Consider the following 24,927-nt stretch of genomic DNA (forward strand, 5'->3'; position numbering starts at 1 on the left):
GGCGCAAGCCTTGCCTGCACAGCACAAGCCCCGTCTGGAAACAGGCGGGGCTTTTTTGCGCCTCAGACGGTATGAAAAGTATTAAATTCATAGCTGTCTGCGCTTTCAACATAAAGGCGCAAGCCGAATTTCTTTTGAATAAAGGGGCTGGGCAATGCAAATCCTGACCTGGAACACGCAGTGGTGCTGCGGCATGGATGGCGTGGTGAGCGTGGAACGCATCGTGGGCCATGCGCTGCAGATGGGCGGGCAAGAGGGGCTGGATGTGCTGTGCCTGCAGGAGATCGCCGTCAACTACGGTGCCTTGCAGGGCCAGCCCGGAGATCAGGTGGCGCAGCTGCAGGCTTTGCTGCCGGGCTGGCAGCTGTTCTTCGGAGCATCGGTTGACGAATTCACGCCGCAGGGGCGGCAGCGCTTTGGCAATCTGATCGCCACGCGGCTGCCGGTGCTGCAGGTCCAGCACTATCCGCTGCCTTACCCTGCCGATGCCCATAGGCGTTGCATGCCGCGCATGTGCTCGGTGGTGACGGTGCATGAGCCCGGCCTGGGGCCGGTGCGCATCATGACCACGCACCTTGAGTATTTCTCCAGGCTGCAGCGCCAGGCGCAGGCCGCAGCTCTGCGTGAACTGCATATGCAGGCCTGCGCCATGGCCAGTCTGCCGCCGCAGCCCGCTGCCGATGGCTCGCCTTATCAGACCAAGCCACATACCGAGCATGCCGTGCTGTGTGGCGATTTCAACTTCGAACCCCATGAGAGCGAATATGCGCAGCTGTCCGCGCCCTGGGCAGACCATGCGCTGCATGGCTTGCGCAGCGGCCGGTGGCACAACAGCTGGCATGTGCTGCATGGCGATCTGCCGCAGCCGCCCACCTTCAGGCTGATCGACCGCCAGTGGGGGGCCGTGCCCGGTGCCTGCGATTTCATCTGGGTCAGCGACAGCCTGCACGATCGGGTCCAAGAGTGGCGCGTGGATCAGAGTACGCAGGCCTCCGATCATCAGCCCGTACTATTGAAATTGGCAGGGAAAACCTGATGTGAAACCGGCAGGCTTGTGCTTTGTCAAGCCATGGCCGGATCAGCATATGTTCTGACAGACAAGTGCCGATGCGCGGGGCAAGGTGACTGTTGCCGCTGATGGCGTTGAAGTTCTAAAACATGTGGAGGAATCGCGTATGCCAACTGTGTTGCCTTCTTTTTCAACCATGTTGCACCGCACCTGGTGGTCCTTGCTGCTGCGCGGCGTGGCGGCCATTGCGTTCGGTGTGCTGACCTGGCTGCAGCCCCAGGCATCGGCTGCGGCCCTGCTGCTGATCTTCGGGGCCTATGTATTTGTGGACGGGCTGCTGGGCGTGTATGCCGCCCTGCGCAGCCGCAACCACAGCCGTCACTGGTGGGTGTTGCTGATCTGGGGGCTGATAGGCGTGGCCGTAGGAGTGATGACCGTGATCAACCCGGCCATCACCGGCCTGGTGCTCACCATGTACATAGCCATCTGGGCTCTGGTGACCGGGGTGTTGCAGATTCTGGTCGCCATCCGTCTGCGCAAGGAGATTCAAGGTGAATGGGTGCTGATCCTCGGCGGCCTGATCTCGGTGCTGTTCGGCGGCTTTGTGCTGGCGCAGCCCGCTGCGGGCATGATGGCCATGCTCTGGGTGCTGGCAGCCTACGCCGTGGTGTTTGGCGTGCTCATGGTGATCCTGGCCTTCAAGTTCCGCAAAGGCATAGGCCCCGGACTCTGAGGTCGTCACTTTCCTCATCAAGGCAGTTCTCTGAACTGCCTTTTTCTTTGCCGGCGCCGTGCCGCCTCAACTTTGGGACAATGGGCTGCAAAGGCCCGCACGGCAGCGGGCCAAGCTGAGAGCCCATGACCCAAGCGACGGACCAGATACCCGGCAATCCAGAAATTCCCAGCGGCACCCACTTCGCTCGCCGGCAGCGCCAGCTGCTGGCTGCCGTGCTGCTGGCCTGTGTGGCCGGTGCCGCCCATGCACTGCCCAGCTATGAGGAAGTCAGGAGCGAACACCGCTCTTCGGAGAGCGTGCTGCTGTCGCGCGAAGGCCAGGTGCTGCAGCGCGTGCGCACCGACAGCACGGTGCGCCGCGGCTCCTGGGTGGCGCTGGACGATGTTTCCCAGGCGCTGCGCACGGCCCTGGTGCTGAGTGAGGACAAGCGCTTTTACGAGCACAGCGGCGTGGACTGGGCAGCGGTGAGTTCGGCTGCCTGGGGCAATCTCTGGAACACCCGAACGCGCGGTGCCAGCACCATCACCATGCAACTGGCCGGTTTGCTCGACGGCGACTGGCGCCAGGGCGCGGGCGGGCGCAGCGTGGTGCAGAAAGTGGGACAGGCCGTGGCCGCCCAGGTGCTGGACCGGCGCTGGCGCAAGGATCAGGTGCTTGAGGCCTATCTGAACCTGGTGCCGTTCCGGGGCGAGATCGTGGGCATCGATGCGCTGTCCGAGAGTTTGTTCGGCAAGGCGCCACATGGGCTGGATGCGCGTGAGGCGGCCATTGCTGCAGCCCTGGTGCGTGCGCCCAATGCCTCGGTGGAACGGGTGGCGCAGCGCGCTTGCGGCGTGTTGCAGGTGATGGTGCCCGATGATGTGGCGGCGCGTGACTGTACTGCCATGCAGCTGTATGCCAACAGCGTGCTGCAGCGCCGCCAGTGGGCGCCCAGCGAAGGCGTGGCACCGCACTTTGCCCGGCGCTGGCTGGCGCAGCCGCAGAACAAGGGCTTGCAGCGCGTGCCTTCCACCCTGAGTGCGCCGCTGCAGCGCTTTGCCGTCAGCAGTCTGCAGCAGCATTTGCGCGAGCTGCAAGGCCGCAATGTGGAAGACGGTGCCGCCGTGGTGCTGGACAACGCCACGGGCGAAATCCTGGCCTGGGTGGGCTCCTCCGGAGCCCTGAGCCAGGCCTCGGAGGTCGATGGCGTCACCGCCTTGCGCCAGCCCGGCTCCACGCTCAAGCCTTTTCTGTATGCCCAGGCGATTGGCGAAAAGCGCATGACGGCGGCTTCGCTGATCGAAGATTCCTCGGCCCATATCCCCACGCAAAGCGGCCTTTACATTCCGCAGAATTACGACCGCCGCTTCAAGGACTGGGTCTCGGCGCGCACGGCACTGGCGTCATCGCTCAACGTGCCTGCCGTGCGAGCCCTGGTCATGGTCACGCCCGATGCGTTTTTCGAGCAGCTCCAGCGCCTGGGCCTGCCGCTGCGCGAAAGCGGCGGTTACTACGGCTTCAGCCTGGCCCTGGGCAGCTCCGAAGTGGCGCTGCTCAATCTGACCAATGCCTACCGCGCCCTGGGCAACGGCGGGCAGTGGCAGCCGGTGAGCTGGACCTTGCCTAGCAAGGTGGCGCGCAAGAGCGATGCACTGGAGGCAGCTGCAAGCAGCAAGCCGGTACAGGTGCTGGATGCACGCGCCGCCTTTATCGTGGGCGATATTCTTTCGGACAATATGGCGCGCGCGCCGACCTTCGGCACGGACAGCATTCTGGCCACGCGTTTCTGGACCGCCGTCAAGACCGGTACCAGCAAGGACATGCGCGACAACTGGGCCGTGGGCTGGTCTCAGCGCTACACGGTCGGCGTGTGGGTGGGCAATGCGCGTGGCGAGGCCATGCATTCCGTCAGCGGCACCAGCGGGGCGGCGCCGGTATGGGCTTCCATCATGGGTTTTCTGCACCAGTCCCAGCCCAGTCGAGCGCCCAAGCCTCCCCAGGGACTGGTGCAACAAGGCATAGAGTTCGGCCCCGGCCAGGGCAGCTCGGTGCCGCTGGAGAGCGCCCGCAGCGAGTGGTTTATTGCTGGAACGCAGCAGGCGGTTTTTGCTATGGATCACATAGCCGCTTCCGCTTTATCTGCAAGCACTTCAACGCATAGCCGATCTGCAAGTGGTGCAAGCAGGGCGCAAGGTGCTACACAAAATGCTGCATCCGCCGTGCGAATCTCCCGGCCTGCCAATGGCACGATTTTGGCGTTGGACCCGGACATCCCACCCGACAGCCAGCGCGTGCAGTTGGTGGCCCGTCAGGCCGGCATGGCGTCCGAACAGGATTGGCGCGACAACAGCCTGCGCTGGCGCCTGGTCTCGCAGCGCGTGACCGTGCCGGCGCAGAACCCGGCCAAAGGCGCGTCAGCCGTCACACCGGTGATCAGCGAGATCTCGCGCGAGCTGGGTCGCGGCAGCCAGCTGGGCTGGTTGCCCTGGCCCGGTCGCCACCGGCTGGAGTTGCGCGATGCTTCGGGCAAGCTGCTGGACAGCGTGCGCCTGGAGGTTCGCGGTGCCGGCGCCCTGGCGGCAGGGCCTGAAGACGTCAAGCCTGCGCGCCGCCGTTGAGAGTAGGCAGGGCTTTAGTCTGTCGGTGAAACCGGCACCGCCTTCGTAGCGAAGGCGTTGTCCCCCACAGGGGATCAGTTCCCGCGCACCAGCAGATTGCCCGTGATCTCCGAGACATTCTTGACGCTGGTCAGCGTCATGGCCACGCGCATTTCCTTTTCCAGCAAGTTCAGCAAATTGCTCACGCCCGCGCCGCCTTCGGCCGCCAGGGCATAGATGAAGGCGCGGCCAATCATGGTGCAGTCGGCGCCCAGGGCCAGCATGCGCACGATGTCCAGGCCGTTGCGAATGCCGGAGTCGGCCAGAATCTTGATCTGCCCCTTGACGGCATCGGCAATGGCCGGCAGCGCACGTGCAGACGACAGCGCGCCATCGAGCTGGCGACCGCCGTGGTTGGAGACGATGATGCCGTCGGCGCCAAAGCGCACGGCATCCTTGGCGTCCTCGGGATCGAGGATGCCCTTGATGACCATAGGGCCCTTCCAGAAGTCACGGATCCACTCCAGATCCGACCAGGAGATCGAAGGGTCGAAGTTGGCACCCAGATAGCCCATATAGTCTTCGAGGCTGACGTTCTTGCCCAGGTAGGTCGAGATATTGCCCAGCGTGTGCGGACGGCCCATCAGCCCCACGTCCATGGCCCAGTGCGGGTGCGTCACGGCCTGAAGATAGCGGCGCATGGCGGCGTTGGGGCCGCTCATGCCCGAATGCGCATCGCGGTAACGTGCGCCGGGCACAGGCATGTCCACGGTGAACACCAGGGTGGAGACACCGGCGGCCTGGGCGCGCTCCAGCGCATTCTTCATGAAGCCCCGGTCCTTGAGCACATAGAGCTGGAACCACATCGGGCGGCTGAGCTTGGGTGCGACTTCCTCGATGGGGCAGACCGAGACGGTGGACAGGGTGAAGGGAATGCCTTTTTGGTCGGCCGCCATGGCGGCCTGCACCTCGCCGCGGCGTGCGTACATGCCGGTCAGGCCCACGGGCGAGAGCGCCACGGGAATCGAGAGCTTTTCGCCGAACAGCTCGATGCTGGTATCGAGCTGGCTCATGTCCTTGAGCACGCGCTGGCGCAGGGCGACGTCGGCCAGATCATCGACGTTGCGGGCCAGTGTCTTCTCGGCGTAGGCACCGCCGTCGATGTACTGGAACAGAAAGGGCGGCAAACGCTTTTGCGCGGCCGCGCGGTAGTCGGTGGTGGAGGAGATGATCATGAGAGAAAGGCAGCGGTGGATGAAAGTCTGTCCAACCGCTTGCGCCGGGCGGCGTCCGCATCGGACTCGGAAAGCTTGTCGTGCACATAGACCAGGTGCTGGCCTATGGCGCTTCTGGCCTGCTCAGGCTCGCCGTCGAGGATGGCCTGCATGAGGTTCTGGTGCTGGTGCGTCAGATGCTCCAGCGTCGAGGGATCGTCGTGAACGAACATCAGGCGCCGGTTCTGGGCCACGGTGCCCAGCACCAGCTCGAAAAGACTGCCCATCAGCTGGACCAGCACGGCGTTGTGCGAGGCTTCGGCGATGGCCAGATGGAACTGGGCATCCGAGCGGGCCGCGCTTGCCGCATCGCGTGCCTGCTGGTGGAGCAGCATGTCGTCAAAGCAGTGGCGAATGCGATCCTTGTCCTTGGCGGTGGCGCGCTGGGCCGCATACCAGGCGGTGCTGAGCTCCAGCGCCTGGCGTGCTTCGAGCACGTCATAGCGGTACTGCGGATCGTCGAGCAGCAGCGACTCCAGCGGCGCGACGGCCTGCTGGTGCCACAGCGGCACGCGCGAGCAGACAAAGGTGCCGGCACCGACCCGGCTTTCGAGCAGACCCCGGCTGGACAGCTTCTGAATGGCCTCGCGCAAGGCCGTGCGCGACACGCCCAGCTGTTCGGCAAGCGCCCGCTCGGTGGGCAGCTTGTCGCCGCTTTGGAGATGGGTGCTCTGGATCAGCTCCTGCAGTTGCTGGGCAACGCGGTCGGACAGGCGTGGGGCGGGCATGGAATCTACCGGGAGTTTTACGTGGTGGGAATCATCCACGGAAACACATAGGCCTGCAGCGTGCAGATGATGCCGATCAGCACCAGAAAGGCCAGGCTGTGCTTGACGGTGAAGCGGAACAGATCCGACTCCTTGCCCGCCAGGCCCACGGCGGCGCAGGCGATGGCGATGGACTGAGGCGAAATCATCTTGCCCGTCACGCCGCCCGTGGTGTTGGCGGTCACGGCCAGCACTTCGGGCAGGCCCAGTTGTGCGGCGGTTGTGGCCTGCAGGGCGCCGAAGAGGGCATTGGCCGAGGTGTCCGAACCCGTCAGAAACACGCCGATCCAGCCCAGGAAGGGCGAGAAGAAGGCAAAAGCCTTGCCTGTATGGGCCAGCGCCATGGCCAGTGTGGTGGACAGGCCGGAGTAGTTGGCGATAAAGGCAAAGGCCAGCACCATGCCGATGGAGTAGATGGGCAGGGCCAGTTCCTTGAAGGTCTCGCCCAGCGTCTTGAGCGCTACCGCAGGCTTGAGGCGCAGATAGAGAATGGCCAGAACCGCTGCAATCACAATGGCCGTGCCGGTGGCCGACAGCCAGTTGAAGGAATACACCGCACCATAGGGCGTGGGCGCAGCGACCACGGGAGCCATCTTCTGCACCAGGTTGTGCAGCATGGGCACGGGAATGTTGAAGACCGTGCTGGACAGTGCACCACCTGCGGCGAACAGCGCCTTGAAGGGCTTGAGGCTCCAGATCGTCACCATCGCCGTCAGGATGATGAAGGGCGACCAGGCCTTGAACACCACACCGGCCGTCAGCTTGATGGGGGCAGCGGAATGGGTTTTCACGCTGCCGGGCTCGGTTTCGAAGCGGAAGATGCGCTTGGGTTGCCAGAACTTGAGGAAGGTCGTCAGCGTCACCAGGGCGACGATGGCCGAGGTGATGTCGGGCAGTTCGGGGCCAATGTAGTTGGCGGTCAGGAACTGGGTCAGCGCAAAGCTGCCGCCACCGACCAGCACCGCAGGCCAGGTTTCCTTGACGCCGCGCCAGCCGTCCATGATGGCCATGAGCCAGAACAGCACGATGATGGTCATGAACGGCAGCTGGCGACCCGCCATCTGGCTGATGGTCATGGGGTCGATGCCCGAGACCTGACCGGCCACGATGACGGGAATGCCCATGGCGCCAAAAGCCACGGGTGCGGTATTGCCGATCAGGCACAGGCCGGCTGCATACAGGGGCTTGAAGCCCAGGCCCACCAGCAGTGCTGCCGTGATGGCCACGGGAGCGCCAAAGCCGGCGGCACCTTCGAGAAAGGCACCAAAGCAAAAGCCCACCAGGATCAGCTGCAGACGCTGATCCTCCGTGACCGACAGAATCGACGAACGGATGATGTCGAACTGCCCGGTCTTGACCGAAACCTTGTAGAGAAACACCGCCGCAACAATGATCCAGGCGATGGGCCACAGGCCATAAAAGAACCCATAGACGCCCGCGGCCAGGGCGTTGGCGACCGGCATGCGATAAAAGAGCAGCGCCACGGCCAGCGACAGGATCACCGTGATGGTGCCCGCCACATAGCCCTTGAGTCGCAGCTTGGTCAAGGCGAGGAAGAAAAACAGTATGGGTATGAGCGCCACCAGCGCCGACACCCACACATTGCCTGCGGGGTCGTAATTCTGCGACCAGATTTCTTGCATTGCCTTGATCTCCTGGATATGCGCGGTCAGGGCAAGCCTCCTGGCTCTCCAGAAGTCTTCCCGTCCATTTTTAATAAAAGCTGTAGCAAGCGGGCCGTGCCATTCCCGATTCCGGGCGGTTGCTTGTGCTTTGGTTTGAATTGGTATTACCAATATGGGTAATACTTGGATGGAGCGCATTATAGAAATCGAATTTAATGAATAAATTAGTGGTTTTCCCTTGGTGTTGGTGATTAATTGGTAATACCAATATTGCAGACCGTGGAACCTGTCCCAGATATTTCTGCATGCGAGTAAGCGATGCAAGCTGGGCGCAGCAAGCCAGAAAGTGGACGTAAAAATGCCGCAAACACATTGCTGTGCTTGCGGCATTTGCTCTTATAAAAAGAGTGCTTAGTTCACCATCAGGTGGAAGGGCCAGACATAGGCCTGCATGGTCACAAACAGACCCATCAGGCAGGCCAGCGCAATCGAGTGGAAGAACACATAGCGCAGGATGTCGCCTTCATGATTGAACCAGCGGGTGGCGGTGGAGGCCACGACGATGGACTGGGCATCGATCATCTTGCCCATCACGCCGCCCGAGCTGTTGGCCGCGCCCATGAGGTTGGGCGACAGACCCAGCTGCTCGGCCGCCACTTTCTGCATGCCGCCAAACAGCACGTTCGAAGCCGTGTCGGACCCCGTCAGCGCTACGCCCAGCCAGCCCATCAAGGTGCCGAAGAAGGGGTAGAACATGCCGGTGTTGGCAAAGGCCAGGCCCAGGGTGGTGTCGGTGCCCGAGTAGCGGGTCAGCGTGCCCAGGGCCAGCATCAGCACGATGGTCAGCAGCGAATACTTCACCAGCCAGATGGTCTTGAAGAAGGTGCGAACAATGGCGACGGGGTTGTACTTCATCACCAGCGCACTGATCACGGCCGAGAGCAAAATGCCGGTGCCGGTGGCAGACAGCAGGTTCAGCGTATAGACCGCGCCTTCCTTGGTGGGCTGAGGCACGACGGGCGGCATTTTCTCGATCAGATTGTGCAGGCCTGTCATGGGGAAGGCCGGGGCGAAGATGCTGTTGAGCCAGACCTTGACCGGAGGCAGGCCCCAGATGAAGACAAAGATCGAGAGAATCAGCCAGGGCGTCCAGGCTGCGATCAGGGCCGAGCGGCTGTGTTTGACCACGGGTTGTGGCGGCTTGGCTTCGGCGGCGCTGACGTCCTTGCCGCGCAGCGAGGCCGAGGTCCAGATCTTCTTGGGCTGCCAGACACGCAAAAACAGAATCAGGCTGGCCATGGAAACAATGGCTGCAATGATGTCCACCAGCTCGGGGCCGATGAAGTTGGACACCAGATACTGGGGAATCGCAAACGACAGGCCGGTCACCAGAATGGCGGGCCAGATTTCCATCATGCCCTTGCGGCCGGCGAAAGCCCAGATCAGCCAGAACGGCACCAGCACCGAGAAGAAGGGCAGCTGGCGGCCAATCATGGCCGTCACTTCCATCAGGTCGTAACCGTGGACCTTGGCCAGGGTGATCACCGGCGTGCCCAGGGCGCCAAAGGCCACGGGTGCGGTATTGGCAATCAGCGACAGGCCCGACGCAGCCAGAGGCGAAAAACCCAGACCGATCAGGATGGCGGCCGTCACGGCCACCGGCGTGCCAAAGCCTGCCGCACCTTCGAAGAAGGCGCCAAAGGCAAAGGCAATCAGCAGCAGCTGGATGCGGCGGTCAGGGGTGATGCCCGACAGCGAATCCTGCAACACCTTGAAGCTGCCGTTTTGCTCGGTTAGCTGATGCAGGAAGATGATGTTCAGCACGATCCAGCCAATGGGCAGCAGGCCGGTGAAGCCGCCAAACAAGGCAGCGCGGCCTGCCATGTCGGCCGGCATGTTGTAGACGAAGACGGCAATGATCAGCGCGGCCACCAGGCCCGCGCCGGCAGCCAGGTGGGCCTTCATGTGCAAAAAGCCCAGGCCGACCAGCATCACCACGACAGGAATTGCCGCAAGCAAGGTGGACAGCCACATATTCGATAGGGGGTCGTAGACCTGTTGCCAAATCATCTCTCTTGTCTCCTCTTTGATATCTGTGCCGGCGATGGTGGCGGGGGGCGCGGCTTCCTGCACTAGCGTTAGCCCTCGATTCGGGGAGGCTGCAGAAAATTTCAATACCGGCGTAAATCACTTCAAACCTGAGTGACGCACCCAAACCGCACAAGCGCACTACCATCGGGCGCAACGAGAAAATGAGGGGTTTAACTGTGGCAGCTGATCTTTCCAAAGTCACCTGTATCGAGGATTTGCGTGTGGTGGCCCAGCGCCGCGTGCCGCGCATGTTCTACGACTATGCGGATTCGGGTTCCTATACCCAGGGCACCTATCGTTCCAACGAAGATGATTTCCAGAAAATTCTGCTGCGCCAGCGCGTGGCCGTGAATATGGAGGGGCGCAGCACGCGCAGCACCATGATCGGCCAGGACGTGGCCATGCCGGTGGCCATTGCGCCCACGGGTCTGACCGGCATGCAGCATGCCGATGGGGAAATCCTGGGGGCCAAGGCGGCCAAGGTCTTTGGCATTCCGTTCACCTTGTCGACCATGAGCATCTGCTCGCTGGAAGATATTGCCCAGCACACCGATCGCCATCCGTTCTGGTTTCAGCTGTATGTGATGCGCGACAAGGCTTTCATGGAGCGCCTGATCAACCGGGCCAAGCAAGCCAATTGCTCGGCACTGGTGGTGACGCTGGATTTGCAGATTCTGGGCCAGCGCCACAAGGACATCAAGAACGGTCTGTCCACTCCGCCCAAGCCCACTCTCAAAAATCTCATCAATCTGGCCACCAAGCCGCGCTGGTGCCTGGGCATGCTGGGTACAAAGCGCCGCAGCTTTGGCAACATCGTGGGTCACGTCGATGGCGTGGGCGATGTGTCTTCGCTCTCTTCGTGGACGGCAGACCAGTTCGATCCCCGTCTGAACTGGAACGATGTGGAATGGATCAAGAAACTCTGGGGCGGAAAGATCATTCTGAAGGGCGTCATGGATGCCGAAGATGCACGCCTGGCCGCGCAAAGCGGCGCCGATGCGCTGATCGTGAGCAACCACGGAGGCCGCCAGCTCGATGGCGCACCGTCATCGATTGCCGCGCTGCCGTCGATTGCCCAGGTGGCAGGCAAAGATATCGAGGTCTGGATGGACGGCGGCATCCGCAGCGGCCAGGACGTGCTCAAGGCCCGTGCCCTGGGCGCGCAAGGCACCATGATTGGCCGCAGCTTTCTCTACGGTCTGGGCGCATACGGCCAGGAGGGCGTGAGCAAGGCGCTGCAGATCATCCACAAGGAGTTGGACACCACCATGGCTTTTTGCGGCCACACCAATATCAACCAGGTGGGCACCGAAATCCTGTTGCCCGGCACCTACCCCAAACCGTTTGCAGAGATCTGATCTGCCAGGCTGAAGGAGCGCATGGCTGGGCTGTGCCTTGCCAGCGCTTCTCAAGCAACGCTTACGCCTGCGGGCTCAGGGCTGGCTGGCGCGGGGTTTCCATTCCTGCACTTGCAGCTGTACCTTGGCGCGTTGTGCAGGCCTTAGTTTCTTGGCGATGATTTCCTGCTGTTTGGCCGAATCCATCTCGCCATCCTTGGCCGACAGCAAGGCCCAGAAATAGGCTTTGAGCCAGCTTTGCGGCACGCCACGGCCCAAGGCATACATGGAGCCGACGTTGAACTGGCTGTTGGCATCGCCTTGTTCGGCCGCAATCAGGTACCACTTGAAGGCCTCCTTGCTGTCCTGAGCCACACCGCGACCGTGGTCGTACATATAGCCAAGATTGCTCTGACTGGAGACATGGTTCTGCGCCACCGCCAGGCGGTACAGCCTGACGGCTTCTTCCTGGTTTTGCGCCACACCACGGCCGTCGTCATACATCACCGCCAGATTGAACAGGCCATCGACATCGCCTTGCTCTGCGGACAGGCGATACCACTTGACGGCCTCTTCATCGCTTTGCGGCACACCGCGTCCTCGGCCGTACATCAGGCCGATGTTGGCCTGGCTTTCCGCATGGCCTTGCTCTGCAGACAGCTTGAACCATTTGGCGGCTTCATCATAGTTTTTGGGCCCGCCACGGCCCGTGAGATAGACGGCGGCGAGCTTGAACTGTGCCTGGGAATCACCGGCCTGGGCTTTTTGCAGCAGGTCTGCGGGTTGCGCCATGGTCAGCGTGCTGGAGAGCAGCAGGGCGGCGGCGCAAAAGAGGTGAGAGAGTGAGTGCTTGCGTTGTTTTTTCATTGCTTGCCTGTGTGTCAAAAGCCTTGGGTTCGCATGCCGAAAATCAGCGGCTGACCGTCTTGGGTTTCCAGGCGCTGATCTTCTTGTCCAGTGCGGCGCGCTCTGCCGGCTTGAGCTTCTGGGCTGCGGCATCGCGCAGCGACTCCGTATCTTCCAGATCTTGTGCGGCGGCCAGGGCATACCAGAAATAGGCCTGGGACAGGCTGCGTTTGACGCCGCGTCCTTCTTCAAACATTGTGCCGAGGTTGACCTGCGCCGTCGCATTGCCTTGCTCTGCGGCCAGGCCCAGCAATCTGGCTGCTTCCTTCTCGTTCTGCGGCACGCCGCGACCGGTGGCATGCATCACGGCGAGATTGACCTGGCCCGAGTCATGGCCCTTGGCGGCCGTGAGAGCAAACCATTTGGCGGCCTCCTGATCGCTTTGCTCCACGCCGCGGCCGTTGACGTACATCAGCCCCAGGTTGTACTGGGCATCGAGATGGTTTTGCGCTGCGGCAAGGCGATACCACTTGACGGCCTCCTGGTCGCTTTGCTCCACGCCGCGGCCGTCGTCATACATCACGCCGAGATTGAACTGGCCATTGGCATCGCCTTGCGCTGCAGCGAGGCGGTACCACTTGACGGCCTCCTGGTCGTTTTGCGCCACGCCACGGCCCTGGTCGTACATCAGGCCCAGGCTGCTCTGGCTCAGCGCGTCGCCTTGCGCTGCAGCCAGGCGAAACCATTGCACGGCCTTCTCGTCGCTTTGTGCCACGCCGCGACCTTCTGCATACAGCAGACCCAGATCGAGTTGTGCCTGGGCATTGCCGGCCTGCGCCTTGTGCAGCAGGTCTGCAGGCTGGGCCATGGCCAGCGTGCTGGCCAACAGCAGGGCGGTGGCCGATAAAAAGTGTGCAATCGGTGTTTTCATTTTTTCCCTGTCATTTTTCTTTGGAGTCACAAAAAGGGGGCTAGCAGGCCCGCGCAACAGAGCACAACGGCCTGGATAGGCCACTGTGCTGGGTTGGTGCGGGTATTGGGTTTGCTTGCTGGCTGGCTGGCTGTGCCGGTGCTGGCTTGCCAGCTGGCGCTGGCAGACCATAGGCTGCTGTTGACACTGCAATGGGCGTGCCGCAGTTGCAACAGCACGGTGCGGCTGCAGGTGAACGGGATCAGGGCCAAAGCGCCAAGTCATTTTAGTCATGCACCGGGCCGGTTCAGCGCCCGGTTTGTGTTCGACTTTTGCTTGGTTTGCGCTTGACTTTCTAGTCATGAACATTGCAATGCAGCACACCCCATTCAGGTATCAGGCCGCGCAGGCGGGTCGGCTCTGCTCTGGCGAGCCGAACTGCGCAGCTCCTTCCTGCATGAGTCGATTGGCGACCATCACCACGGCCTGCACCGATGCCGTCACGAGGTTGGCATGCATGCCGGCGCCAAAACGCGTGCCCGCAGCACCGGGCAGCGCGGCTTCCACAATCGCCAGGGCCGATGCGCCAGCGCCCGCACCCAGGCTGCGCTCCTCGTAGTGATCTATGCGCAGCGGCTGGGCCAAGGCGGCGCTGATGGCTGCTGCAGCCGCATCCATCGGGCCGTTGCCACTGCCTTGCAGGCTCGATTGCCGGCCGTTATCGTCCGTCACCTCGATGAGGATGTGCGCACCTTGTGCATGCTCGGAAAGCTGATGGCGTACATAGCGCCACTGGCCGGCTGCGGCATGCAGATAAGTGTGTTCGAACAGTTGCCACAAGGCTTCGCTGGTCAGCTCGGTCTCGCTGCTGTCTGCCAGTTTTTGCACGATGGCGCTGAACTCCACCTGCATGCGCCGCGGCATGAGAACGCCATGGTCGCGCTGCAGCAAATAGCTGATGCCGCCTTTGCCCGATTGGCTGTTGACGCGCACGATGGAGTCATAGGTGCGGCCCAGGTCCTTGGGGTCTATGGGCAGATAGGGTACGCGCCACAGCGCGTCCGACTTTTGCGCGGCAAAGCCTTTGGCAATTGCATCCTGGTGTGAGCCCGAGAAGGCGGTGAACACCAGATCGCCTACATAGGGGTGGCGAGGATGAATGGGCAGGGCCGTGCATTCTTCTGCAATACGGGCCACGGCGGAAATGTCCGAAAAATCCAGAACCGGTGCCACGCCCTGCGTGTAGAGATTCAAGGCCAGGGTGACGAGATCGACATTGCCGCTGCGCTCGCCATTGCCAAACAGGCAGCCTTCCACGCGCTGGGCACCGGCCAGCAGCGCCTGCTCGGCACAGGCCACGCCCGTGCCCCGGTCATTGTGGGGGTGGACGGAAAGCACAATATGCTCGCGCCGCTCAAGGCGCTTGTTCATCCACTCGATCTGGTCGGCAAACACATTGGCCGTGCTTACCTCCACCGTAGTGGGCAGGTTGATGATCATGGGGCGATCGGGCCCGGCATTCCAGGCGCGAATGGCGGCGTTGCACACGGCCAGTGAGACGTCGAGCTCGGCCATGCAAAAAGTCTCCGGCGAGTACTGCAGCACCCATTCGGTTTCGGGTTGCTGATCGGTCAGCTCGCGCAGCAGATGGATGTGTTGCTCCACCATGGCGATGATTTCGGGAACCTGCATGCCGAAGACGATTTCCCGGAAGGCCGGAGCCACGGCATTGTAGAAATGCACGATGGCGCGGCGCGCCCCTGACAGGCTGCTCACCGTGCGGCGGATCAGGTCCTCGCGCAACTGGGTGATGACCATGGGCGTCACGTCGGCAGGAATCAGCGCGCCGTCGATCAGCTGGCGAACCATGTCGTAATCGGCTTGCGAGGCAGATGGAAAGCCGACCTCGATCTCCTTGAAGCCCAGTTTGACCAGCTCTTGAAACAGACGCAGTTTGCGCTCGCGGTTCATGGGCTCGAACAAGGCCTGATTGCCGTCGCGTAAATCAGTGGAAAGCCAGATGGGGGCTTGCGTGATGCGTTGCGAAGGCCATTGGCGCTCGGGCATATCGATGCTGGGGTAGGGCTGGTATTTGGTCTGCGGATTTTTCAACATGGCTGCTTCGCTCAGAAAAAGAAAGAGGTGTGCGTTTCACACTCCCCTGCAGATGCATGCATTTGCTGAGCGAGGCCGGAGTCAGGGGAAGTGATGGATATGGGCTGCGCGCGCATGCCGACTCCGGCCTTGGGTCAGGGCAGGGCTTAGTCGTAGCAAAGACAGTGAAGCAGGCATGGCGGGACGGGAGGGCGCAATAGAAGAGGGATGGCTCAAGCATAAAAAAAACGGCATCTGGCTGTCTTTATAGAATCTGGCAATAGTTGTTGAAAAATAGACATTCCTTGCCTGTCATGCCGTCTGTAGCCACTTCCATCAAACGCTTGCGCAAACTGCCGGCCGTGTCGCCGCATGCACTCGACTGGGCTCCCCATGAGAATGCGGCCCTGCCGGTGGTCGGCGTGGCGGTGGATTTCGCCTCCGGGCAGGAGGTGGAGCTGCATAGCCATGCCCAGTGCCAGCTGCTGTATGCCGTGCAAGGCGTGCTTGAGGTGCGGACCCCTCATGGGCGCTGGCTGGTACCACCGAGCAAGGCCGTGTGGCTCACGCCGTTTGCCCAGCACAGCCTGCATATGCGTGGGGCCGTGCGTGTGCGCAGCCTGCTGGTCAACCGGGCGCAGCTGGCGGCAGCCGAGTTTGAGCGCTTGCCGCAGCGTGACTGCGTCATGCCTGTCTCGGCCTTGCTGCGGGCCTTGATTTCTGAAGTGGCGCACTGGCCGGTTGACGGCGAGCGCGGCAGGCGCGAGCAATTGCTGATGGCGCTGTTGCTGGAGGAGTTAGGCCTGCCGGATGAGCCCGTCTTTCATTTGCCCTGGCCCGAGAATCCCCGGCTGGCGCAGCTGTGCGAGCAACTGCAGGACGAGCCCGGCAGTCTGCGAACGGCAGAACGCTGCGCTGCCGATCTGGCCATGAGCAGCAAGACTTTTCACCGCCATTTTGAGAAAGCCACAGGCCTGGGCTTTGGGCGCTGGCGCCAGCGCGCGCGGCTGCTGGCTTCGTTGCCGTTGCTGCTGGCCGGGCGGCCGATTGTGGAAGTGGCTTTGCATGTGGGCTACGAAAGCCACAGTGCTTACAGCCTGGCATTCAAGATGCAGATGGGTGTTTCCCCTTCGCGCTTTGTGGCGCAAAGCCGTACGGGCGAGACGTGAGCCATTGAGGCCATTTCAGCTCCGGGAAGGGCTGGGTTCGCGCTTGCTGCAGCCTTGCCTCAAGCATGCTCACCGCGCCAATCGCGCAAGCGGGCCCCGGTCTTAGCGACTATGCTGAAAATTATTGTGTGATGAATTGAAGAGGGTGAGCGTACATGGCGGGCATTGGTCTGGAATATTTATGGGTGCCCGTGGTGCTGTTTGCTGCAGCCGCGCAGACGGTGCGCAACACGGCGCAGCGCACCTTGACCGCCCAGATCGGCACCTTGCCCGCCACGCTGGTGCGCTTTCTTTACGGCCTGCCTTTTGCTGCCGTGTATTTGCTGGCGCTGTACGGCCTGGGTTCGGGCCCGCGTGAGCTGCCGCAGTTCTCCTGGGCCTATCTGGGCTGGATCGCGCTGGGAGCTTTCTTTCAGGTGGGCGCGACAGCGGCGTTGCTGCTGGCCATGAAGGAGCGCAATTTTGCGGTGGCGGTCACGCTGTCCAAAACCGAGGTGCTGCAGGTGGCCTTGTTTGCCGCCATGTTCTTGCATGAGCTGCCAAGCGCCATGGCCCTGGCTGCCATGGTGCTGGCCACCGTGGGCGTGCTCATGCTCTCGCTGCCGCCACGCGGGCAGCTGTTCACCTTGTCTGCCTGGGCCAGCAAGTCATCGCTGTACGGCCTGATTTGCGGAGCCTGCTTTGCGCTGGCCACCATAGGTTTTAGAGGTGGGGCGGTGGAGTTGGCGCAGCTGGGCCTGACATCGCCCTGGCTGTCTGGTGCCTGGGGGGTGTTGATTGCCCAGACGTTGCAGAGCGTGGGCCTGGGCGGCTGGATTGCCAAAACCCATGCCGAAGGCTTGCGCCCGATTGTTCGCGCCTGGCGCATTTCGCTGCTGGCAGGCAGCATGGGCGCCGCGGCTTCGCTGGCCTGGTTTACCGCCTATGCCATGCAGGGGGCAGCGCCGGTGCGCACGCTGGGCATGGTGGAAGTGGTGTTCAGCTACCTGGTTTCGCGTCGCGTGTTCAGCGAAAAACTCTCGGGTGCCGAGAAATTCGGCATGGGGCTGATGATGCTGGGCCTGGTGCTGATCTGCCTGCAGGTTTAGCTTCCTTAGCCGTCAGTGAGCGTGATTTATGGTCAAACCGGCCTTGAGTCCATGAACAAAAAGCGCTTTATGCTCTTGTTTTCATAGCAATATTTTCTGTCAAGTCCCCGAAATCAGCCCCAGGCCACGCCCCTGCATTGCCCGGGGCTCATATGTTGACCAAGGGTTTTAGGCAAAATGAGGGCTTATGCCCATCAATTGGCGAGGCGGTACCACCGCTTTGCTGTTGGAGCACCCGATCGGGGTTGCTGAGAAAGCGCTTGCGCCGGCCAGGCTGTCGACGCTGCGCTTGAATGCTTCATTCCATTGTCCTTTGCGGCGATCGTCAGGATCGCTTTTTTGCGTTGTGGCGTCGGTTGCTTGCGGGCCCAAAACTCAAAAGCACAAGACTTTATGTCCAACACAAACTCCGGCCAGACGCAGGCAGCAGCCTCTGAGTCGCAGCAAGACAAGGCGCCGACACCCCAGCTGCACCGGGTGCTCAAGCAGCGCCACCTGAGCATGATCGCCATTGGCGGAGCCATTGGAACGGGGCTGTTTGTGGCTTCGGGCTCGGCCATTGCCCAGGTCGGCCCCGGCGGCGCCGTTCTGACCTATCTGCTGATTGGCATCATGGTGTACTACATCATGACCAGCTTGGGCGAGCTGGCCGCTTTCATGCCGGTGGCCGGCTCCTTCTCGACCTATGCATCGCGCTATGTGGACCGCGGCTTTGGCTTTGCGCTGGGCTGGAATTTCTGGTTCAGCTGGGCCGTGGTGGTCGCCGTGGATCTGGTGGCCTCACAGCTGGTCATGGCCTATTGGCTACCCGATGTGCCGGGGATCATCTGGAGCGGCTTGTTTTTGCTGCTGATGGTGGGCCTGAACGCATTTTCGGCCCGTGGATTTGCCGAAGCCGAATACTGGTTTGCGCTGATCAAGGTCGTGGCCGTGGTGGCCTTTCTGATCACCGGCGTATTGATTCTGTTCGGCATCATCAGCAGCGGCCATACGCCCGGTTTTGAGAACTGGACCACGGGCGATGCGCCGTTTGTGGGCAACTTCGCCACCTTTGTCGGCGTGGCCATGATCGTGGCCTATTCCTTTCAGGGCACGGAGCTGGTTGGCGTGGCCGCTGGTGAATCCGAGAACCCGCGCGAGAACGTGCCGCGTGCCATTCGCCAGGTGTTTTGGCGTATTCTGCTGTTCTATGTACTGGCCATCATCGTCATCGGCTTTCTGATTCCCTATACCGATCCGCAGCTGCTGCGCACCGATGTGGCCGATATTGCGGTGAGCCCGTTCACGCTGGTGTTTCAGCATGCCGGTCTGCTGTCGGCGGCCACGGTAATGAATGCGGTGATTCTGACCTCGGTGCTGTCGGCCGGTAACTCCGGCATGTATGCCGCCACGCGCATGCTCTTCAACATGGCGACCGAAGGCAATGCGCCGCGCATGTTCTCTCAGCTGACCAAGAACGGCGTGCCGTTGTATGCGCTGATCGGCAGCACGCTGATTGCCTGCCTGTGCCTGTTTTCCTCGCTGTACAGCCCGCAAGCCGTCTATATCTGGCTGCTGAATCTGGCGGGCATGACGGAGTTCATTGTCTGGCTGGGCATTGCCGTCAGCCACTACCGCTTTCGCCGCGGCTATGTGATGCATGGCCATGACGTGGGCTTGCTGCCCTACAAGGCGGGCGCCTTCCCATTCGGCCCGATCTTTGCGTTTGTGCTGTGCCTGGTGGTGACGCTGGGTCAGAACTATCAGGCCTTTCTGGAAGATCGTATCGACTGGGGTGGCGTGGTTTCGACCTATCTGGGCATTCCGCTGTTCCTGCTGTTCTGGCTGGGCTACTGGCTGGTCAAGCGCAAGACCTGGGTCAGCTATGCCGATATGCGTTTTGATGAGTTGGAAGAAATAAAGCGAGAGAAAAAAACCACCCCCTGAGGCGCTTTGCGCCTTCCCCTGGCCGGGCGTGCCCGGGGACGACATCTTCAGTGCGCGGTGGCGCTTCTTGGGTGTCTCTGATGTGGAGTGAGCCTGTTTCAGGCATGGCTGCCGATTCTTGCCAGCGCAGGCAAAATCGGCAGCGTGAGCGATTCTTCCACCTCTTTCGCAGACCTTCCCCGGCGCATTGCCCATCTGGATATGGATGCGTTCTACGCCTCCGTGGAGTTGCTGCGCTATCCCCAGCTCAAGGGCTTGCCGGTGGTGATTGGCGGTGGACGGCGTGCGCCGGATGATGCGCTGCTGGCGCGGCATGCGGGGCTGCCGCTGTCCGAAATTCCGGTGGCGGATTTTCCCCTGCTCAAAGACTACACAGGGCGCGGCGTCATCACCACGGCCACCTATGCGGCGCGGCAGTTTGGCGTGGGTTCGGCCATGGGGCTGATGAAGGCCGCCAAGCTGTGCCCGCAGGCTGTTCTGTTGCCCGTGGACTTTGCCCAGTACCGACGCTTTTCGCGCGAGTTCAAGGACATCATTCTCTCCATTGCCCCGGTCATGGAGAACCGGGGCGTGGACGAGGTCTATATAGACTTCACCCAAGTGCCAGGCGGCCAGCGCGAAGGCGGGCGCGTGCTGGCGCGTCTGATACAAAAAAGCATTTTCGAGGCCACGGGCCTGACCTGCTCGGTGGGCGTGGCACCCAACAAGCTGCTGGCCAAGATGGCCAGCGAATTCAACAAGCCCAACGGCATCTCCATCGTCCAGGCCGAGGATCTGCAAGCGCAGATCTGGCCGCTGGCCTGCCGCAAGGTCAACGGCATAGGCCCCAAGGCGGACGCCAAGCTCAAGGCCCTGGGCCTGGAGACCATAGGTCAGCTGGCGCAGCAGAGTCTGCCGCAACTGGTGCACTGGTTTGGCAAGTCCTACGGTCACTGGCTGCACGACGCTGCCTGGGGGCGCGACGAGCGGGCGGTGGAGACCGAGAGCGAGCCGGTATCCATGAGCCGCGAGACCACTTTCGAGCGCGATCTGCATGCCGTGCACGACAGAGCCGAGCTGGGCGCCATCTTTACGGATCTGTGTCAGCGCGTGGCCGACGATCTGCAGCGCAAAGGCTATCTGGGGCGCACGGTGGGCATCAAGCTGCGCTTTGACGATTTCAAGATTGCCACGCGAGACCAGACGCTGGCCCTGCCCATGCAGGACGGCCAGACCATACGGCAGGCCGCAGGTCAATGTTTGAAGCGCGTGCCTCTGGGCAAGCGGCTGCGCCTGCTGGGCGTGAAGGTGGGCGGTCTGATCCGTCTGGCCGACTGGGAGGCCACGGCGCATGATCCGGCGGCGCGCGATGCGCTGCTCAGGCCTCAGATCTTGACTTCGGTCAATGAATCCGACCCTTATACGGCGCCGCTGTTCTGATTGTCTGCTGTAGGCGGTGACGCTGTGCGATGATCCGAAGGTGTGAGCTTTTGTATCTGAAGAAATGGCGCAGTCATTTGCAATCGGCCAATACATCACATCAGAGCAAATGGATTATTGGAGGAGCGGGTGACATGCGATTGAATCTGCCGGTGACGCAGTACCACTACGATTTCCCGGGCGACGAGCTGCTGGTTTCCAGCACCAACACCAAGGGCGAAATAACCCACTGCAACCCAGCCTTTGTGCGGGTCAGCGGCTATGCGTATGAGGAGCTGATTGGCCAGCCTCACAACCTGATTCGCCACCCGGACATGCCTGCTGCAGCCTTCAAGGACATGTGGCGCACCATTGCCCATGGCTATCCCTGGACGGCCCTGGTCAAGAACCGCCGCAAGAACGGCGACCACTACTGGGTGCGCGCCAATGTCACGCCCATCATGGAAGGCGACAGGCCCAGCGGCTATCTGTCGGTGCGTACCAAACCCTCGGCCGTCGAAATTGAAGCGGCCGAAAAGCTGTATGCCAGCATGCGCAGCGAGGCGGAAACCGGCCAGGTCAGCATGCGCCTGCGCGGTGGTGAGCTGCGCCGCCTGGGCCTGATGGGCTGGTGGCAAGGCTTGCAGGATGTGGGCTTGCTGGCCCGCATGGCATGGCTTCTGGCCTTGCTGTCGCTGCTGGTGATGCTGCCCGATCTGCTGGGCCTGCAAGGCACGGCAGCATGGGGCGGCCGTCTGGCGGCGCTGCTGGTGGGCGGCGGCCTGCTGCTGTGGCGTTTTCAGCGGCGCTGCCTGAATGGGCTGGAAGAAGCCAGCCGTTTCGCTGCCGATCTGGCCAGCTGCAATCTCAGCACCCAGTCCAGGCTGCAGTACAGCGGTGCCATGGGAGCGCTGATGCAGCGCCTGCAGCAGATACAGATCAATCTGCGTGCCGTGGTGGGCGATGTGCGCACCGAGGTTCGCAGCTTTGCCCATACGGCTCAGGAAATGGCCCAAAGCAGCTTTGATCTGGCGGGACGCACCGAAGCGCAGTCCGGCAGTCTTCAGCAGACGGCCTCGTCCATCGAAGAAATCTCGGGCACGGTGGCGCAGACGGCCGATACCGCCCAGTTCATGGCGCGCGCCAGCGACGAAAGCCGTGCCTTGGCCGGCCGCAGCGGCGCTGTCATCCATGAAATGGGAGCGGCCATGGAGAATATCCGTGGCTCGTCCACCCGCATGAGCGAAATCATTGGCGTGATCGAAAGCATTGCCTTCCAGACCAATCTGCTGGCCTTGAACGCGGCCGTGGAAGCCGCCCGTGCCGGCGAGCAAGGCCGTGGCTTTGCCGTGGTGGCGGCTGAAGTGCGGGCTCTGGCCCAGCGCAGTGCTGGGGCGGCCAAGGAAATCAGCGGCCTGATCAACAGCACGGTGGCCGGCATCAACGACGGCAATGCGCGCATGCATGCAGCAGGCGAGACCATTGCCAGCATGGTGAGTGCCGTGGACCGTGTCAGCGACCTGGTGCACCAGATCAGCATTGCCACGCGCGAGCAGTCGATTGGCGTGGCCCAGGTCAACGAGGCCGCTGCCCAGCTCGATTTCGTGACGCAGCAAAATGCGGCCCTGGCCGAGCAGTCCACCGGTTCGGCCGATTCGCTGCGCATGAGCGCCCACACGCTGGAACGCTCGGTGGATGTGTTTCATCTTTGATGGCGCAGGATCGCCAGCGCATTGCAGGCAAGGCAGCTTCGGCTGCCTTTTTTGCATCTGCCTTGGTTAGGATCGGAGCATGAAAATTTTCCTCACCCTGGTGGGCCTGGCCGTGCTGGCCCTGTGTGTTCTGGGCTGGCTTGTCAGGCAGGCCGCCAGAGCGCAGACGCGACAGGAGCTGCCCTTGCCCAAGGCTCAGCCCGTGCTGGATGAGAGTGCTCAATTGCTATCAGATAAAGAGCGCGATGCGTTTACGGATAAAGCGTCAGAAGCTCAAAAAGATGTGAATTTTCGCATGCAGGGCGAGCGCGGCATGGGCGGCCCGGTCTGGGGCGATGTGATGTGCGCAGACGGCGTGTATCTGCCGCAGGTCTGGGAGTCGGACATGCAGACCTCGTTTGACGGGCGCTGGCTGCGCACCGGCTTTTACGACTCCGAGGTGGCGCAGCTGGTGGATAGAAAGTCTCGCCGCAGCTGGCGGCTGCTGCCGGAAGAAGGCCAGGCGCTCGAATCCGTGCACTGGCGCTTGCCGCGCTGGAGTGGGGAGACGCTCAACGAAAGCGGCATGGCCGACGATGCCCATGTGGTGATGTCGGACGCCAGCTTCGAGGCCTGGCTGCAGCAGCATGTCACGGCCCCAGCGCAGGCTTTGGTGGCGCTGCGTGATATCTGGGTGCCTGCGGACTTTGTGCCGGCCCAGGCCGCAGAGCAGCCGCCGCGTCTGGCTACTGCGCCTGCCAACACGCCGGCACCGGAGCTGACGCTGGAGCGCCATTGGCCCGCCGCGCTACGCCATCTGGACAGACCGCTGGAGCCGCTGCTGCGGCCGAACTGGCAGTTGCTGATGGGCGGCTCTGCCACACCCTGGCTGCTGGATGAAAACCATGCCATGGCATGGAGCGAAGACGGAAAGGCGCTGGCCTTGTACGCCTATGCGGCTCATAACGCGGCCAGCCAGCTGGTGCTGGCGGTCTGGAGCGCCGAGCTGGGCTGGCAGCAGTGGTCGCAATGCCTGCCCCCTGATCGCAAGTCCTGGGCCGTCAGCATTAGCTGGCCGGACGAGGCGGATGAGTCGCCACAGCCGCTGCTAAGCTGGGCCGGCCGGACCGTGCTGCAGCGCGTGCAGCTGGATACGCCGCAGACCGAACGTCTGCACGACGGCACCGGCATCAGCTGCGTGATGAGCGCCATCGACGGCTGCGTCGCCCATGGCAAGGACGGGCGGGTGCAGTTGCAGCAGATCCCCTTCAACCGCTTTTACTGGATTCGCGATCCGGCCCGCCCCGAGCTGTGGCGTGCGCAAAGCGAGCCGCTCAAAGGTCAGCCGCTGATCTGGACGCTGAGCAAGCCGGCCAAGGACGAGCTGGGCGAAACCAGTGCCTGGAGTCTGCAATGGGGCGAGAAGCACTTCAGCGGCCATTGGGCACTCGAGCATCTGGTGGTGCAGGGGCGCTGGGCCGTGCTCATGCCCCATGACCGGGCGCCGGTGCGCGGCGGCAGCGGGCCGATTCAGATCTGGGACGGCGAGCGCATGCAGGCGGTGGACCTGCCCTGGCCTGTGGAGCGCATGCGGCCGGTGCCTACGGAAAATGGCGGCATGGCGGCCCGTGTGGAATTGGTGGCCTTGGTGGGCAGCTTGCAGGACCAGGGTTGGGATGCGAGTGCGGGCGGCTGGCGCTGGCCTGTGCAATCCGTCTCCTATAGCCATCTGGCGCGGGCCGACTGGAGACCGGTTTACCTGCTGGCAAGCATGGCCCCTGATGCTCAAGGCCAGTGGCGCTTGCTGCCGCGCTGGCGCGAGGTCAGGCAGATACAGCACCCCTGTGCAGACGGCGACTATGTCTGGCGCGATGCAGCGCGCGGCGATGCCCTGTGGTGGTGGGGTGGGCTGAACGAGCGCATCAACAATGACTGGAGCCGGGATGAGCGCCGCATCGATGGCGTGACCCTGACGCGCAGCGGCGCGGTGCTATGCGGCACCGGCCCTTGTGCCTGTCCCCATCCTGCGGGCGAAGGCTGGGCGGTGCTGGAGCTGGTGGAGAGCCGCTACGGCCGGCCGGATCGTTGGAAGCTGCACTGGCTTAACCCCGTGGAAAAGGAGTTGCGCACGCTGGAGCTGGCGGCACACACGCCGCTGCTCACGGGCTGGGATGCCCAGGGCTTGCATTGGATAGAGGCGCAGCCCCAGGACGACAGCGAGGCTGGCGTGCAGGAGCCGCCGCAGCGTCAGCTGATCAGCATGCCGATGTGGGGTCAGGCCGAGGTGGAGCAGCTGCTGCACGGCATGAACGGCCTATGGCTGCGCAAGCAGGACCTGCGCCACGCCGAGGCGCTGCTGGCGCATGATTGGCCTTGGGGGAAATAAGAAC

At 62.5% G+C, this 24,927-nt stretch carries 17 protein-coding genes; 10 read left to right on the top strand and 7 right to left on the bottom strand.

All coding sequences use genetic code 11. The features are described from left to right. Positions 1-154: 154 nt before the first annotated feature. From EAO39_RS05605 to pbpC, 3 genes are all read left to right on the top strand, one after another. Positions 155-1,036 carry an endonuclease/exonuclease/phosphatase family protein gene (locus EAO39_RS05605; RefSeq protein ID WP_120966537.1) on the top strand — a complete coding sequence of 294 codons (882 nt, stop codon included), beginning with the start codon at positions 155-157 and terminating at the stop codon, positions 1,034-1,036. A gap of 139 nt (positions 1,037-1,175) precedes the next feature. Beyond that, positions 1,176-1,742 (top strand): HdeD family acid-resistance protein, encoded by a 567-nt coding sequence (locus EAO39_RS05610; RefSeq protein WP_120966538.1) that lies wholly within the window; start codon positions 1,176-1,178, stop codon positions 1,740-1,742. 125 nt (positions 1,743-1,867) lie between these two features. Next, positions 1,868-4,342 carry a penicillin-binding protein 1C gene (gene pbpC / locus EAO39_RS05615; RefSeq protein WP_120966539.1) on the top strand — a complete coding sequence of 825 codons (2,475 nt, stop codon included), beginning with the start codon at positions 1,868-1,870 and terminating at the stop codon, positions 4,340-4,342. Between the two features lie 74 nt (positions 4,343-4,416). Here pbpC and lldD read toward each other — a convergent pair whose 3' ends face one another. The 4 genes from lldD to EAO39_RS05635 form a co-directional block, all read right to left on the bottom strand. Beyond that, a complete protein-coding gene (lldD, locus tag EAO39_RS05620) occupies positions 4,417-5,556 on the bottom strand; it encodes an FMN-dependent L-lactate dehydrogenase LldD (protein ID WP_120966540.1) in 1,140 nt (379 codons plus the stop codon). Next, positions 5,553-6,323: a transcriptional regulator LldR gene (gene lldR / locus EAO39_RS05625; protein WP_120966541.1), complete on the bottom strand. Its 771-nt coding sequence runs from the start codon at positions 6,321-6,323 to the stop codon at positions 5,553-5,555. The genes lldD and lldR overlap by 4 nt, the downstream gene beginning before the upstream one ends. Positions 6,324-6,340: 17 nt before the next feature. Next, entirely contained in the window at positions 6,341-8,005 is a 1,665-nt protein-coding gene (gene lldP / locus EAO39_RS05630; RefSeq protein ID WP_120966542.1) for an L-lactate permease, read from the bottom strand. A gap of 393 nt (positions 8,006-8,398) precedes the next feature. Continuing rightward, positions 8,399-10,057 carry an L-lactate permease gene (locus EAO39_RS05635; RefSeq protein ID WP_120966543.1) on the bottom strand — a complete coding sequence of 553 codons (1,659 nt, stop codon included), beginning with the start codon at positions 10,055-10,057 and terminating at the stop codon, positions 8,399-8,401. A 197-nt stretch (positions 10,058-10,254) separates the two neighbouring features. On the opposite strand from EAO39_RS05635, the gene EAO39_RS05640 reads away from it, so the two are divergent. Continuing rightward, on the top strand, positions 10,255-11,436 hold the full coding sequence (locus tag EAO39_RS05640; protein ID WP_120966544.1) for an alpha-hydroxy acid oxidase: 1,182 nt from the start codon (positions 10,255-10,257) through the stop codon (positions 11,434-11,436). A 75-nt stretch (positions 11,437-11,511) separates the two neighbouring features. Here EAO39_RS05640 and EAO39_RS05645 read toward each other — a convergent pair whose 3' ends face one another. From EAO39_RS05645 to EAO39_RS05660, 3 genes are all read right to left on the bottom strand, one after another. Next, positions 11,512-12,282, bottom strand: coding sequence for a tetratricopeptide repeat protein (locus EAO39_RS05645; protein ID WP_120966545.1), 771 nt, complete (start codon positions 12,280-12,282; stop codon positions 11,512-11,514). 43 nt (positions 12,283-12,325) lie between these two features. Then, the gene (locus EAO39_RS05650) at positions 12,326-13,192 is read right to left on the bottom strand and encodes a tetratricopeptide repeat protein (RefSeq protein ID WP_240466900.1); all 867 of its coding nucleotides are present in this window, start codon (positions 13,190-13,192) and stop codon (positions 12,326-12,328) included. A 375-nt stretch (positions 13,193-13,567) separates the two neighbouring features. Continuing rightward, entirely contained in the window at positions 13,568-15,286 is a 1,719-nt protein-coding gene (locus EAO39_RS05660) for a 2-isopropylmalate synthase (protein WP_120966547.1), read from the bottom strand. Between the two features lie 293 nt (positions 15,287-15,579). Here EAO39_RS05660 and EAO39_RS05665 point away from each other — a divergent pair, with 293 nt between their 5' ends. The 6 genes from EAO39_RS05665 (at position 15,580) to EAO39_RS05690 (ending at position 24,923) form a co-directional block, all read left to right on the top strand. Further along, on the top strand, positions 15,580-16,434 hold the full coding sequence (locus tag EAO39_RS05665; protein ID WP_120966548.1) for a helix-turn-helix transcriptional regulator: 855 nt from the start codon (positions 15,580-15,582) through the stop codon (positions 16,432-16,434). A gap of 155 nt (positions 16,435-16,589) precedes the next feature. Further along, the gene (locus tag EAO39_RS05670) at positions 16,590-17,522 is read left to right on the top strand and encodes a DMT family transporter (RefSeq protein WP_120966549.1); all 933 of its coding nucleotides are present in this window, start codon (positions 16,590-16,592) and stop codon (positions 17,520-17,522) included. A 393-nt stretch (positions 17,523-17,915) separates the two neighbouring features. Next, positions 17,916-19,448, top strand: a complete 1,533-nt coding sequence (locus tag EAO39_RS05675; protein WP_120966550.1) for an amino acid permease — start codon at positions 17,916-17,918, stop codon at positions 19,446-19,448. A gap of 201 nt (positions 19,449-19,649) precedes the next feature. Continuing rightward, positions 19,650-20,867 (top strand): DNA polymerase IV, encoded by a 1,218-nt coding sequence (dinB, locus tag EAO39_RS05680; RefSeq protein WP_120970730.1) that lies wholly within the window; start codon positions 19,650-19,652, stop codon positions 20,865-20,867. 134 nt (positions 20,868-21,001) lie between these two features. Then, positions 21,002-22,558: a PAS domain-containing methyl-accepting chemotaxis protein gene (locus EAO39_RS05685; RefSeq protein ID WP_120966551.1), complete on the top strand. Its 1,557-nt coding sequence runs from the start codon at positions 21,002-21,004 to the stop codon at positions 22,556-22,558. A gap of 79 nt (positions 22,559-22,637) precedes the next feature. Next, positions 22,638-24,923: a hypothetical protein gene (locus EAO39_RS05690; RefSeq protein ID WP_120966552.1), complete on the top strand. Its 2,286-nt coding sequence runs from the start codon at positions 22,638-22,640 to the stop codon at positions 24,921-24,923. The last annotated feature ends 4 nt before the right edge of the window (positions 24,924-24,927 follow it).

This window comes from Comamonas sp. lk (genome assembly GCF_900564145.1).
Classification (GTDB): domain Bacteria; phylum Pseudomonadota; class Gammaproteobacteria; order Burkholderiales; family Burkholderiaceae_C; genus Comamonas.